Genomic DNA, 12,733 nt, shown 5'->3' with positions numbered 1-12,733 from the left:
GGGCAACCGTGCACGGCCACACCCTCGGCTATGCGGTGGGCATCCCGTACCCGGCTCTCCTGCTGGCCGGCTACCTCCTCGTCACCGTCGGCTCCCTGCTGGCAAGCGGCGACCGGCTGCTCCGCCGTCTCGGTCTCCTCACCGGCGCGGGCGCCGCCGCCTGCGCCCTGCTCTGGCACCTCGCCTTCGTCTCCACGTGGTGTGCCCTCGCCGCGCTGACCAGCCTGCTGCTGCTCCAGTGGGCGGGCCACCGACCGGCGGGCGGGCCCGCCCCTGTCGAAGACCGGGCCCGATAGGGCGTGCCCTGGGGCCGGCTAAGCGCAGTGCGCCGGTTCCGAGTCGTCGGCCGCGTCGGCCGCACCGCCCGCCTGGACCGCGCTGCCCGCGTGCCCTCGGAAACGGTCCATCTCGCGCCATTCGGGGCGCAGCCCGGCCAGGGTCGTGGTCGCGAAGTAGAGGGCTCCGCCGGCGATCAGGCCGGGTATCAGCCCGACCGTCGCGACCGCCGCACCGGCGACCAGCCCACCGAGCGGGATGCCGGCCCAGGAGAGGGAGTCGCCGAGGGCGTGGACGCGGCCCAGCAGGTGGCGGGGCACCCGTTCGAAGAGGACCGCGCCGAGGATCGGGTTGAGGAAGCCGGCGCCGAAGCCGCCGATCGCGAAGACCGTGAGCACCAGCCACATCGGCGCGTCGAGGGCGAGCACCAGGAAGCGCGGCGCGCCGCACAGCAGGAAGCCGGCGAAGAACACCGTCCGGCGGGGCAGCCGGGAGGCGACGGCCGCCGCTATCAGGCTGCCGACGACCGCGGTGGCGCCCATGACGGCCGCGGCCAGGCCGATGGCGGCCGGACCGTTGCCGGACTCGCGCGCCCAGACCGGGACGAGGACGGTGGTGAACCCGGCGTCGATCAGGTTGGTGATGCCGATCATCACGATCACGGTGAGCAGCAGCGGCTCCGAGCGCAGGAAGGTGAAGCCCTCGCGGAACATCCGCCAGTAGCCCGCGGGCTGCTCCTCCGCCGAGGGTTCGGCTGCCACGGCTGCCACGGCGGGCACCGCCGGGCGCCCCATGCCGCGCGGGAGCGCGACCGCGATGATCAGCGACCCGAGCGCGAAGGTGACCGCGTTGACCGCCAGCCCGGCCAGCGGCCCGATCAGGGCGACCAGCCCGCCGCCGACCGCCGGACCGATGGTGGAGGCCAGCCGCTCGGTGACCCCCGACAGCCCGGTGGCGCGCTCCATCGGCACCCGGGCGTGGTCGGCCGCCTCCGGGACCATGACGGACTTGGCCAAGTCCCCCGGGCCGCGCATCGCCCCGATCACCGCGACCATCACCAGCAGCGCCCAGAACGGAAGCAGCCCCCGGGCGTGCAGCAGCGGGACCAGCCCGGCCGTGACGGCGCTGACCGCGTCCGTCGTCCAGGACACCACGCGCGGCCCGAGCCGGTCCACCAACGGCCCGGTCAGTGCCTTGACCGCCACGTACGGCGCCATTTCGGCGAAGGCGACCAGGCCCGTCATGGTGGCGCTGCCGGTGGTGGCCAGGACGAACCAGGGCAGGGCGATGGCCGAGACGCGCGTGCCGGTCACGGAGACGACCGTGGCGGCCAGCACCCCGGCCAGCGGGCGGAAGCTGCGCCCGGGCGCGTGGACGGCGGCGGCACCGGTGCCGGTGGTGGTCATGCGGTTTCCCCCTCGGTCGTGGTGGTGCTCGTGTCCGGCAGGACGTGGACGATCACGGAGACCTGCTCGGTGCCCTCCGGGGCCGGCCCGCCGTGGTCGATCTGCCGGTAGCGCCGGACCACCTCGGACAGCTCGCCGGAAAGCTGCTCGGCCTCGGCGGGGGTGAGCTGGAGGACCCGGTCGCTGAGGTCCGTCACCCGGCGCCACTCGCGCGGCATGGTCTCGAAGGCGTCCAGCGCGCGCTGGGCGGTCAGGGTGTGCGCGGCCAGGACGGACCGCAGGAAGCCGGCGGCCGTGTCGAGGTCGTCGTCCGCCATGTCGTCCACCGTCCAGACGGTCAGCGGGTGGGCCGAACGCCACCAGCGCTCGCGGGCGTTGCCCCGCTCCTCGTCCTCCTCGACGAAGCCCGCGGCGGCGAGCTGGCGCAGGTGGTAGCTGGTGGCTCCGGAGTTCAGCCCCAGCTGTGCGGCGAGCCTCGTCGCCGTCGACGGGCCGTGCTTGCGCAGGAGTCCGACCAGCTGCATGCGCACGGGGTGCGCCATCGCCCGCATGTTCTTGGCGGTGATGGCGATGTGCGGGTCGTCGCTGTGCTTCCAGCCGCGCTCTTCGGTCATGGCAGGAGACTAGAACCGCAAAGACTTCTTTGCAAAGGCTTTTTTGCGAAGGGTTTTTTGCGAAGAAGTCTTCGCGGTTGCTCGACGCGCAGGAGGCCGCGCCTCCGGGGCCCCGCCGGTCGGCGGGTGCCCGACCGGCCGCTCGGCGGGGGCCCCGGAGCGGACCGCGGCCCGGAGCGGGATTGTCACCCGGGCGGGCGAGGCGCAGGCTGGCAGGAAGGGCCCGGTAGTCGGCCCGTCCCGGTCGGCCGCGGATTCGATGACGGCCGCCGGCGAGCACGAGGGGCAGGGCGATGGCACGCGGGAGGCTCTGGAGCTACGTCGCGTCGGGGGCCCGGGCGCTCGGCGCGTTCGGCGGCGCGGTCGGCGCGTTCGGCGGCGCGGTCGGCACCGGCCACCGGAGCGGGTCCGGGCGCGCGGGCGCACTGGCGACCACCGAGGCCGAGGAGGGCCTCGGCCCGTTCTCACCGGGCGTGATGGCCGCGCCCAGGTCGCTCTCCCGCACCGAGCTGGAGCGGCTGCGCTGGACCGGCCGGCAGGACGGCTGCGAGCCGACGGCCCGGCATGTCCAGGTGGCCGACCTGGTCCGCCGGGTGGTGCGCGGCGGTGGCCGGGCGGCGGCCGTCACGGTCCGGGTGGCGCCGGGGCTGCCGGTGGTGGCCGGGGACGCCCGCCGACTGGAGACCGCCGTCGCCGGGCTGGTCGACCAGGCGATCCGGCGCAGCCCGCCCGGCGGCCGGGTGCTGGTCCGGGCCGACGTGGCGGGTGGCGCGTCCGCACCGCGGGCGTCCGGACGGGCGGCGGCGACCCGCGGCAGGGTGGAGATCCGGGTCTGCGACCGGGGCTCCTCCGAGCCGACCGGGGCGCGCGACCGGCTGATCGCCGGCGTCCGGACGGACGGCGTGGTGGGGCCCGCCCTGCACAGCCTGGTCGACGCCGCCGGCGGCCGGCTCGCGGTGGAGCCCACCCCCGGCGGCGGGCTGACCGTCGTCCTGCTGCTGACCGTCGCGTACGACTGACGGAGTACCGCGGCGTCCGGGGCCGGACCGGGGCACGCACCCGGCGGATTCGGCCCACGAAACCTAGACTTGCCCCATGCCCCGGCTCAACGACCAGGTCAGGGAGCTGCTCCAGGAGTACGCCGACCTGATCAACATCACCGGCGGGGACGCCTTCCGGGCCCGCGCCTACGAGAAGGCCGCCCGGGCGGTCGGCGGCCACCCCGGGGACCTGGCAGGCCTGGACGTCAAGGGTCTGCAGCAGATCCCCGGCGTCGGGAAGTCCACGGCCGAGAAGATCGCCGAGTACCTCGCCACCGGGACCGTCCCCGCCCTGGAGGCGCTGCGCGCCGAGATCCCGTCCGGCGTCCGGGAGATGATGGCCGTCCCCAGTGTCGGGCCCAAGCGCGCCCTGGCCCTCTACCGCGACCTGGGGATCTCCTCGGTGGACGAACTCGCCGCGGCCGCCCGCGCGGAGCGGCTCGCCGACCTGCCCGGCTTCGGCGAGCGCAGCGGCGAGAAGATCCTGCACGGCATCGAGCTGATGCGGCAGTCCGGCGGCCGCACGCTGCTGGACACCGCCACCGAGCTGGCCGAGCAACTCGTCGCCGTGCTCTCCGCCGTCCCCGGCTGCACCCGCTGCGCGTACGCGGGCTCGCTGCGCCGGATGCGCGAGACGGTGGGCGACATCGACGTGCTCGCGACCGCCGAGGACTCCGCCCCGCTGATGGCCGCGCTCACCGGACTCCCCTCCGTCGCCGAAGTGATCGGCAGCGGGAGCACCAAGACCTCGGTCCGTACCACCCAGGGCGTACAGGTGGATCTGCGGGTCCTCCCGGAGGAGGACTGGGGAGCGGCACTGGTCTACTTCACCGGCTCGAAGGCGCACAACATCAAGCTGCGCACGATGGCCGTCCGGGCCGGGCTGAAGCTCTCCGAGTACGGGCTGTTCGAGGTGGACGGCGGCGCCAAGGTGGTCTCGGAGACCGAGGACGAGGTGTACGCGGCCCTCGGACTGCCGTGGATCCCGCCGCCGCTGCGCGAGGACCGGGGCGAGATCGAGGCCGCGCTGGACGGCGGACTCCCGGACCTGGTCCAGGAGTCCGACCTGCGCGGCGACCTGCACACCCACACCGACCTGACCGACGGGCTGGCCACCCTGGAGGAGATGATCGACACCGCGGCCGCCCGCGGCTACTCCTACTTCGCCGTCACCGACCACGCCCCGGACCTGGTGATGCAGCGGATGACGGACGAGAAGATGCTCGCCCAGCGCGAACAGCTCCGGGAACTCGCCGGCCGGCACAAGAAGTTGCGCCTGCTGCACGGCACCGAGCTGAACATCGGCCCGGACGGCGGGGTGGACTGGCCACCGGAGTTCCTGGCCGGCTTCGACGTCTGCGTGGCCTCCGTGCACTCGCACTTCACCCTGGACCGGGCCGCCCAGACCCGTCGGCTGATCCGCGCCTGCGAGAACCCGTACGTGCACGTCATCGGGCACCTCACCACCCGCCGGATCGGCCGGCGCGGGCCGATCGACGTCGACCTGGACGCGGTGTTCGAGGCCGCCGCGCGCACCGGCACCGCGATCGAGATCAACAGCTCCCCGCAGCGGCTCGACCTGCGCGACGAGGACGTCCTGCGGGCCCGGCGGCACGGCGTGCGCTTCGCGATCGACAGCGACGCCCACGCCACCGGCCAGCTCGGCTACCCGCGCTACGGCATCGGCACCGCGCAGCGCGGCTGGCTCACCGCCGAGGACGTGGTCAACACCTGGACCTGGCAGAAGCTGAAGCACTTCCTCCGCAAGGACGCGGTGCCCGGGTAGCCCCGAACGTCACTCCCCGCCGCAGGAGGCCCCGGGCGAGGCCAGCACCCGGGCCGCGCTGCGGTGCCCGAGCCCGGCCGCGCGCCCGGGGTCCCCGGTGTCCAGGAAGCCGGCCAGGAACCCCGCCGCGAAGGCGTCCCCGGCCCCGGTGAGGTCGCGCACCTCGGCCACCGGCGGCACCGGCACCATGACCAGCGGCTCGCCGGGCACGTCGACGGCGGTCGCCTCGGCACCCGCCTTGGTGACCACCGTGGTGGCCGCCAGCCGGGCGCGGTCCGGCCCGGGCAGACCGCCGACCAGCAGCCCGAGGAACTCCGACTCGGAGCGGTTGGCGAACACGAAGGTCGGCGCCAACTCGGCCAGCAGACCGAGGAAGCGCTCCCGTCCGAACCGCTCCAGCATGCCGGTCGAGGAGGCGTCCACCGAGGTGGTGCCGCCCGCCCTCCGGACCCGGGCGAGCGCGTCCACCGCCGCACCGCCGACCGGCTCTCCGTCGAAGGAGTAGGCCGGCACGTGAAGGTGGGTCAGTCCGGTCAGCCACTCGTCCGGGACCCGCTCCAGCAGGGTGGCGGCGCCCCGGTCGGGCAGCATGGTCCGCTCGCCGTCCTGGTCGATCAGCACCACGACGCTGCCCGTCCGGCCGCGCCGGGAGACCCGCACGTCGACGCCGTGGCCGGCCAGTTCGGCGACCACGCCGTCCCCGACCGCGTCCTCGCCGACGCAGCCGAGGAAGCGGGCGGGGTGCTGCCCGGCGGCGAAGCAGGCGACGTTGGCCGCGCTGCCGCCGCGCCGCCGGAAGATCCGGGCACCGGAGTCGGTGCCGTGCCGCAGCGGGCCGTCGGCCCAGACCACGATGTCCTCGACGAGGTCGCCAAGCACCCCCAGCACGGCTCAGGCCCCGCCGTCGGCGACGACGGCCGAAGCGGCGTCACCCGCTGCGGCGTCACCGGCACCGGCCCCCGCAGCCAGCGCGGTCGCGATCTCTCCGCCGAGCCGGACGTTGCCCCGGTACACCTCGACGTTGACCTCCAGGCTGCGCCCGCCGGTGTCCCGCTGGATGAAGTCGAGGAGGAACGGCGTGGAGGCGTTGCCGGTGACGCCCCGGCGCTCGGCCTCCGCCCAGGCGCGGGCGAGGATGCCGTCCAGTTCCTCGGGCGGCAGCTGCTTGGCCGGGTCGACCGGGTTGGCGATCAGGACGGCCTGCGGCAGTTCGAGCCGGTCCCGGGACTCGATGATCCTGGCGGCCTGCTCGGGCGACTCCACGCTGAAGTTGATCTCGTGGCCGGAGTCGGTGACGTAGAAGCCGGGGTACTTGCGGGTGCGGTAGCCGATGACCGGGATGTTGTAGGTCTCGAAGCGCTCCAGGGTGGCCCTGATGTCGAGGATGGACTTCACGCCGGCGCTGATCACGGTGACCGGGGTGGCGGCCAGGGTGGTCATGTCGGCCGACTCGTCGAAGCTCTCCGAGGCGCCGAAGTGCACGCCGCCGAGGCCGCCGGTGGAGAAGACCCGGATGCCCGCGCGGTGGGCGAGGAAGGCGGTGGCGGCGACGGTGGTGCCGCCGTGCCGGCCGAGCGCGGCGACCACCGGGAGGTCGCGCAGGCTCACCTTGTCCAGGCCGTCGACGGTGGACAGTTCGGTGATCTGCTCGGTGCTCAGCCCGACCGTGGGCACCCCGGCGTGCACCCCGATCGTGGCCGGGACGACGCCCGCCGCCCGCAGCTGCCGCTCGGCCTCCAGCGCGACGGCCAGGTTGCGCGGCCGCGGCAGACCGTGGGTGAAGATGGTCGACTCCAGGGCGACCACCGGCCGGCCTTCGGCGAGGGCCCGGGCGACCTCCTCGGAGACCTGGACGGCGGGAGCGGTGGGGCGAAGTCCGGTCATGATGCGAACTCTCTGTGAGGTTGCCACTGCGGTGGGGCAACGTGCTGCTCAGCGTATGGACGGCTCGCGTCGGAATCCAGAATGAGTCCTGAGGTTTCCGATAGGCCTGCGCCTATTGGTTCGTCTACCCTGACAACCATGGGTCTCACCTTGCGTCAGCTCCAGGTCTTCCTGACCGTCGCCGAGACGCTGCACTTCGGGCGGGCCGCCGAGCGGCTGCACATCTCGCAGCCGACGGTGAGCCAGGAGGTCGCCCGACTGGAGCGGACCGTCGGCGTCGAGCTGTTCGACCGCAGCCGCCGCTCGGTGGCGCTCACGGAGGCCGGCGAGGTGATGGCCACCGAGAGCGCCCGACTGCTGCGGCAGGCCGACACGCTGCTGACCCGGGTACGGCTGCACGAGGAGTCCCGGCTGGGCACCGCCCGGATCGTCGCCTCGCCGAGCGTGGTGAACCGGCTGCTGCCCGCCGTGGTCAGCCGGGCCGAACAGGAGCTTCCGGCGCTCGACACCACCGAACTCGCCGTGGACACCGGGCAGGTCTCCGCCACCCTGGCCGCCGAGCCGGCCGACATCGGGCTCGGCCGCTTCCTCGACGAGGTGACCGGCTACCGGCTGGAGCGGATCGCCGACGAGCCGGTCCTGGTGGCGCTCGGCCGGGACCATCCGCTGGCCCGCCGGAGCAGCCTGGGCCTGGCCGAACTGCGCGACCTGCCACTGCTGTTGTGGCCGCGCGAGCAGCACCCCCGCTACTACGACCACGTGCTCGGCCTCTGCGCGGACCACGGCGTGGACCCGCCGGTGCTGGTCAGCCCGCCGCGGATCGTCGGCTCCCGGCTCTACCTGCTCGCCCGCAACCGCGCCTTCTCGCTGGTGCCCGGCTCGATGACCGGCCACCTCACCGAGGACGTGGCCACCGTACGGCTGGAGGGGCGGGCCACCCTTCCGCTGGAGATGCAGTGGCGGACGGACGACCGGCGGCCCCGGCTGGCCTCGCTGCGGGACCTGATCCGGCAGGAGGCCGCGGAGCTGGAGGACGTCTGACCCGCCCCGTCGCGCGGCCCGAGCCCGGGTCCGGGTCCGAGCCGAGTCCGGGTCCGGGTCCGGGCCCGGGTCCGGGTCCGGGTCCGGGTCCGACCGAACGGAATCCTTGACGCTGGCATGCCACCACCGGAAGGATTCCCGGATCATCCGACCGGCCCGCGGCACCCGCCCGCGGGCCGCCGAACCCCGGGAACCCGCCTTGACCCTGCGCCCGTTGCTCCGCCGCGCCGCCGGTCTGATCGGCGCCGCCGTCCTCACCCTGGCCGGCACCCTCACCGCCGCCGGCCCGGCCCACGCCGACTTCGGCACCGACTACCACGACCCGGTCACCGCCACCAAGCCGCTCACCCGCCCCGACACCCGCTCCTGCACCGTCGAGGCGATGCACGAACGCGAGTTCCGCAACGGGTACGGCAACCCGCCGGACACCCCGTACACCACCACCCTCACCCCGCCCGCCGACTGCGCCGGCCCCTGGTCCGCGGTGGTCCTGGACCTCCACGGACAGGTCGCCGGACGGCAGTTCGACCGGATCTTCGGCGTCCGCGTCGGCGGCGTCCAGGTGCTGCTCTCCTCCACCCCCGAGCCGTCCAAGGACGGCATCGCCTGGAACGTCGAGCACGACGTCACCCGCTACGCCCCGCTCTTCACCGGCGGCCCGCAGGAGTTCTCCTTCGACCTCGCCAACGTCACCGACGCCACCTACACCGGCGTCTTCACGATCAGCGCCAACCTGACCTTCTACACCGCCGACGCCCACTGGCCGGCCGCCCGCGCCGCCGACCGGCTGCTCACCACCGGACCGTTCGGGCTCACCAGCACCTCCCCCGCCGCCGGGCGCGACCTCACCTTCCCGCAGAACCTCGAACGCCTCACCGCCGAGGTCTACGCCCGGGGCGGCGGCGCCTGCGAGGAGTTCGCGTACGCCTCGGCCCCGGACGCCTTCGCCGCCGCCAACCCGGGCACCGGCATCTGCGGCAAGGGCCCGTTCCGCGAGCTGCGGCTGACCGTGGACGGCCGGGTGGCCGGCGCGGTCTGGCCGTACCCGGTGATCTACACCGGCGGCTGGGACCCGCTGCTCTGGCGGCCCGTGCCCGGCGTCTTCGCCTTCGACCTGCCCGCCTACCGGCTCGACCTCACCCCGTACGTCGGGCTGCTGCTGGACGGCCGGCCGCACGCCGTGGGCGTCACCCTGAACACCGCCGAGGCGCAGAGCAACGACGCCTGGACCGGCCAGGTCAACCTCTTCGCCGAGACCGACCACGGCGCCGCCCGCACCACCGGACAACTCACCGACCACCGGGTCGCCCCGGAGGCCACCGTCGCGACCGACCTCGCCGACCACGGCGGCGGCAGCGGCGACTGGACGGTCACCGCTGCCCGGAACGACCTCGCCCGGGGCTGGGTGCAGACCTCGCACGGCCGGATCACCACCGAGGTCCGCGACGAACTCGCCTTCCGCTCCACCCAGCGACTGCGCGACGCCGGCAACGACGTGACGCTGCACAACGGTGCCGACCTCACCCGCACCACCGCCACCTGGGGCGGCGGCCCGCACCGCACCACCACCGTCCACGAGGGCGAACCGCTGGACGTCAGCTACCGGGTGAGCCGCGACGCGGCCGGCAACACCGACCAGACCACCGCCATGGACCTCGGCTACCACCGCGACACCACCGCGGCGACCGGCGGCCACGTCACCAAGCGCTCCACCGTCGACCACACCCTGCGCCCCACCGCCACGCGGCACGACGGGGACCGCACCGTCCGGACCGGCAGCAGCGCCGAGGAGTACCGGAGCACCGGGCCCGAGGGGCCGTACCGCCGGACGCTGAGCTTCGTGGACGGCTGGCCGCGGCCCTGACGGCCGCCGCTCGCCGTGCCTCTGCGGCACGTCGCCGGCGCTCGCCGGCACGTCGACGCCCGAGTTGCGAAATTGGTCGGATTCATACCGTTCACCCCTGGTGCACGGCCCGTAGGAGGCGCATGATGGGAGGTGGACCTGCGAGGTAGCTGAAGGAAGTTCGACCGCAGGAGGCAGTGGCGACGGATCGAGACGGATCAGGGTCTGCCGCTGGGACTACCTCGGTCGACGATCGAACTACCGGCCGGAGGACGTCACGTCCGGAGGCCACCCCCACCTCGTAGGTTCCGCGCGTCCACGGAGCATCCCCTCGGCCCGTGGACGCGCACCTTTTCCCGCGCGCCGCGCCTCCCGTGTCCTGTCCCCGCGCCGCACCTCCCGCGCCCCGGCTACCGCGCGCCCGCCCAGCCCATCTCCCAGGCGTGCACCGCGATCCCGACCCGGTTCGCCACCCCGAGCTTGCGCTGGATGCTGGCGACGTGGGTCTTCACCGTTCCCGGCGAGATGAACAGCTCCGCGGCGATGTCCGCGTTGGTGCGGCCCGCCGCGACGTGCCCGGCGATCTCCACCTCCCGCTCGGTCAGCGGCACCACCGGCGCAGCCCGCCGGCGCTCCGGGCGGAGCGGCTGCGTCACGTGCCGCAGCAGCCGGACCGTGACCGACGGACTGATCAGGCTCTCCCCGTCCGCCGCCGCCCGTACCGCCTCGGCCAGCAGGGACGGGCCGGAACGCTTCAGCAGGAAGCCGGACGCCCCGTGCCGCAGGGCCGGGTACACGTACTCGTCCAGGTCGAAGGTGGTCAGCACCACCACCCGCACCGGCTCCGCCACGTCCGGCCCGGCCAGCCGCCGGGTCAGCTCCAGTCCGTCCATCCGCGGCATCCGGATGTCCACCAGCGCTACATCCGGCCGCAGTTCGGCCGCCAGCTCCAGCGCGGACAGCCCGTCCACCGCCTCGCCCACCACCTCGATGTCCGGCTGGGCCGTCAGGATCCGCCGGACACTTCGCCGGACGGCCTCCTGGTCGTCGGCGATCAGGGTGCGGATCACCCGCCGGCCCCCACCGTTCGCACTCGTCACGCCCAGCAGTGTGGCGCACGGGTGGCGGACGGGAAAGTTCACGCGGTGGAACCGGCCCGGTTCACCTTCGTCCGGTGAGCTGGCCGCCATGAACGATTCCAGTGGACGTCCCTCCGTCAGCAGGCGCGGGCTCCTGGCCGGCGCGACCGGCGTCGGCCTCGGCGGTGCCGTGTCCCTCGCCGGCGTCCAGGCCACCCCCGCCGCCGCCTCCCCGGTGCTCTGGCAGCGCCCGGACCGCTCCGGCGCGCCCCGCGTGGCCGGCCTGCACCTCCAGTTCGGCTCGGACGCCTCGCGCGAGGTGGTGGTCTCCTGGCACACCACCAGGTCCGTCGGCAACCCGCGTGTGATGTACGGGACTTCGAACAACGGCTTCGGCCGGACGGTCCAGGCCTCGACCCGCACCTACCGGGACGCCGCCTCCGGCACCGAGGTCCAGGTGCACCACACCCGGCTGACCGGCCTGCACGCCGACACGGACTACGTCTACGCCGCCGTCCACGACGGCACCACCCCCGAGCTCGGCACCGTCCGCACCGCACCACGCGGCCGGTCCGCCTTCACCTTCACCAGCTTCGGCGACCAGGGCACCCCCACCCTCGGCAGGAAGACCGCCAACGGCTACGTGAACGACAACCTCGGCAGCCCCGCCGCCGGCGACACCACCGCCGGGGTCGAGCGGATCGCCCCGCTGTTCCACCTGCTCAACGGCGACCTGTGCTACGCGAACATCGCCACCGACCGGGTCCGCACCTGGTCCGACTGGTTCGAGAACAACAGCCGCTCGGCCCGCCACCGCCCCTGGATGCCCGCGGCCGGCAACCACGAGAACGAGAAGGGCAACGGCCCGATCGGCTACGGCGCCTACCAGGCGTACTTCGAGCTGCCGGACGCCCGCTCCGACGCGGAGACCCACGGCCTGTGGTACTCGTTCACGGCCGGTTCGGTACGCGTGATCAGCCTCAACAACGACGACGTGGCCTACCAGGACGGCGGCAACAGCTACGTCCACGGCTACTCCGGCGGCGCCCAGCAGCGCTGGCTGGAGCGGGAGTTGATCGCGGCCAACGCGGACCCGGGGATCGACTGGATCGTGGTCTGCATGCACCAGGTGGTGATCTCCACCGCCGACAGGTTCAACGGCGCCGACCTCGGCGTCCGCGAGGCCTGGGTACCGCTGTTCGACAAGTACGGCGTGGACCTGGTGGTCTGCGGCCACGAGCACCACTACGAGCGCTCGCACCCGATCCGCGGCCAGCAGCCGACCGACACCCGCACGCCGATCCCGGTCTCCACCGGCACCGAGACCATCGACACCACCAAGGGCACCGTCCACATGGTCATCGGCGGCGGTGGCACCTCCGCCCCGTCCAACCAGCTCTTCTTCAGCCCCGCCAAGGCGCGGGTGATCACCGGCGTCGGCGCCGTCGATCCGGCCACCGGCAAGCGCCCGCCGGTGTACGTGATCGAGGACGCCCCCTGGTCCGCCTTCCGGGACGCCGACAACCCGTACGGCTTCGCCTCCTTCGACGTCGACCCGGGCGGCCGCAACGGGCAGACCACCATCGGCGTCACCTACTACTCCGTCAGCGGCCCGTACGGGGACCTCGTCCCGGTCGACCGCTTCACCCTGACCCGCCCGCGCGGCACCCGCGGCGGCGGCCGGGGCCACTAGGGCGGGGCCACCGGGCGTACTCGGCGGCAGCCGTCCGACCGGCGGAGACCTCCGGTACGCCCGTACGCCCG

At 74.1% G+C, this 12,733-nt stretch carries 11 protein-coding genes; 6 read left to right on the top strand and 5 right to left on the bottom strand.

The window, feature by feature from the left end; genetic code table 11:
- A partial coding sequence (locus ACIQOV_RS07610; RefSeq protein ID WP_401046038.1) for a DUF6629 family protein occupies positions 1-296 on the top strand: 296 nt, incomplete at its 5' end.
- An 18-nt stretch (positions 297-314) separates the two neighbouring features.
- Here the strand turns inward: ACIQOV_RS07610 and ACIQOV_RS07605 are convergent.
- Both ACIQOV_RS07605 and ACIQOV_RS07600 read right to left on the bottom strand, forming a co-directional pair.
- Positions 315-1,682 (bottom strand): MFS transporter, encoded by a 1,368-nt coding sequence (locus ACIQOV_RS07605; RefSeq protein WP_401046036.1) that lies wholly within the window; start codon positions 1,680-1,682, stop codon positions 315-317.
- A complete protein-coding gene (locus tag ACIQOV_RS07600) occupies positions 1,679-2,296 on the bottom strand; it encodes a helix-turn-helix domain-containing protein (RefSeq protein WP_401046035.1) in 618 nt (205 codons plus the stop codon). Before ACIQOV_RS07600 ends, ACIQOV_RS07605 begins: the two co-directional genes overlap by 4 nt.
- A 293-nt stretch (positions 2,297-2,589) precedes the next feature.
- On the opposite strand from ACIQOV_RS07600, the gene ACIQOV_RS07595 reads away from it, so the two are divergent.
- A complete protein-coding gene (locus ACIQOV_RS07595; protein ID WP_401046032.1) occupies positions 2,590-3,315 on the top strand; it encodes a sensor histidine kinase in 726 nt (241 codons plus the stop codon).
- 76 nt (positions 3,316-3,391) lie between these two features.
- Positions 3,392-5,122, top strand: a complete 1,731-nt coding sequence (polX, locus tag ACIQOV_RS07590) for a DNA polymerase/3'-5' exonuclease PolX (RefSeq protein WP_401046031.1) — start codon at positions 3,392-3,394, stop codon at positions 5,120-5,122.
- Between the two features lie 9 nt (positions 5,123-5,131).
- Here the strand turns inward: polX and ACIQOV_RS07585 are convergent, their stop codons facing one another.
- Both ACIQOV_RS07585 and ACIQOV_RS07580 read right to left on the bottom strand, forming a co-directional pair.
- Positions 5,132-6,010 (bottom strand): carbohydrate kinase family protein, encoded by an 879-nt coding sequence (locus ACIQOV_RS07585; RefSeq protein WP_401046029.1) that lies wholly within the window; start codon positions 6,008-6,010, stop codon positions 5,132-5,134.
- A 3-nt stretch (positions 6,011-6,013) separates the two neighbouring features.
- On the bottom strand, positions 6,014-7,006 hold the full coding sequence (locus ACIQOV_RS07580) for a pseudouridine-5'-phosphate glycosidase (RefSeq protein ID WP_401046026.1): 993 nt from the start codon (positions 7,004-7,006) through the stop codon (positions 6,014-6,016).
- 138 nt (positions 7,007-7,144) lie between these two features.
- Here ACIQOV_RS07580 and ACIQOV_RS07575 point away from each other — a divergent pair, with 138 nt between their 5' ends.
- Both ACIQOV_RS07575 and ACIQOV_RS07570 read left to right on the top strand, forming a co-directional pair.
- Positions 7,145-8,047: a LysR family transcriptional regulator gene (locus tag ACIQOV_RS07575; protein ID WP_401046024.1), complete on the top strand. Its 903-nt coding sequence runs from the start codon at positions 7,145-7,147 to the stop codon at positions 8,045-8,047.
- 199 nt (positions 8,048-8,246) lie between these two features.
- On the top strand, positions 8,247-9,911 hold the full coding sequence (locus ACIQOV_RS07570) for a peptide-N4-asparagine amidase (protein WP_401046021.1): 1,665 nt from the start codon (positions 8,247-8,249) through the stop codon (positions 9,909-9,911).
- 389 nt (positions 9,912-10,300) lie between these two features.
- On the opposite strand, the gene ACIQOV_RS07565 is transcribed toward ACIQOV_RS07570, so the two are convergent.
- Positions 10,301-10,990, bottom strand: coding sequence for a response regulator (locus ACIQOV_RS07565; protein ID WP_401046018.1), 690 nt, complete (start codon positions 10,988-10,990; stop codon positions 10,301-10,303).
- Positions 10,991-11,078: 88 nt separating this feature from the next.
- Here ACIQOV_RS07565 and ACIQOV_RS07560 point away from each other — a divergent pair, with 88 nt between their 5' ends.
- Positions 11,079-12,662, top strand: a complete 1,584-nt coding sequence (locus tag ACIQOV_RS07560) for a purple acid phosphatase family protein (RefSeq protein WP_401046015.1) — start codon at positions 11,079-11,081, stop codon at positions 12,660-12,662.
- The last annotated feature ends 71 nt before the right edge of the window (positions 12,663-12,733 follow it).

Source organism: Kitasatospora sp. NPDC091257 (genome assembly GCF_044757675.1).
Classification (GTDB): domain Bacteria; phylum Actinomycetota; class Actinomycetes; order Streptomycetales; family Streptomycetaceae; genus Kitasatospora; species Kitasatospora lactacystinica.
This window is presented reverse-complemented; position numbering and strand designations above follow the sequence as displayed.

Coding starts and splice junctions, on each gene's coding strand:
- ACIQOV_RS07605 (WP_401046036.1), bottom strand. CDS start 1,682: ATGACCACCACCGGCACCGGTGCCGCCGCCGTCCACGCGCCCGGGCGC.
- ACIQOV_RS07595 (WP_401046032.1), top strand. CDS start 2,590: ATGGCACGCGGGAGGCTCTGGAGCTACGTCGCGTCGGGGGCCCGGGCG.
- ACIQOV_RS07600 (WP_401046035.1), bottom strand. CDS start 2,296: ATGACCGAAGAGCGCGGCTGGAAGCACAGCGACGACCCGCACATCGCC.
- ACIQOV_RS07575 (WP_401046024.1), top strand. CDS start 7,145: ATGGGTCTCACCTTGCGTCAGCTCCAGGTCTTCCTGACCGTCGCCGAG.
- ACIQOV_RS07560 (WP_401046015.1), top strand. CDS start 11,079: ATGAACGATTCCAGTGGACGTCCCTCCGTCAGCAGGCGCGGGCTCCTG.
- ACIQOV_RS07580 (WP_401046026.1), bottom strand. CDS start 7,006: ATGACCGGACTTCGCCCCACCGCTCCCGCCGTCCAGGTCTCCGAGGAG.
- polX (WP_401046031.1), top strand. CDS start 3,392: ATGCCCCGGCTCAACGACCAGGTCAGGGAGCTGCTCCAGGAGTACGCC.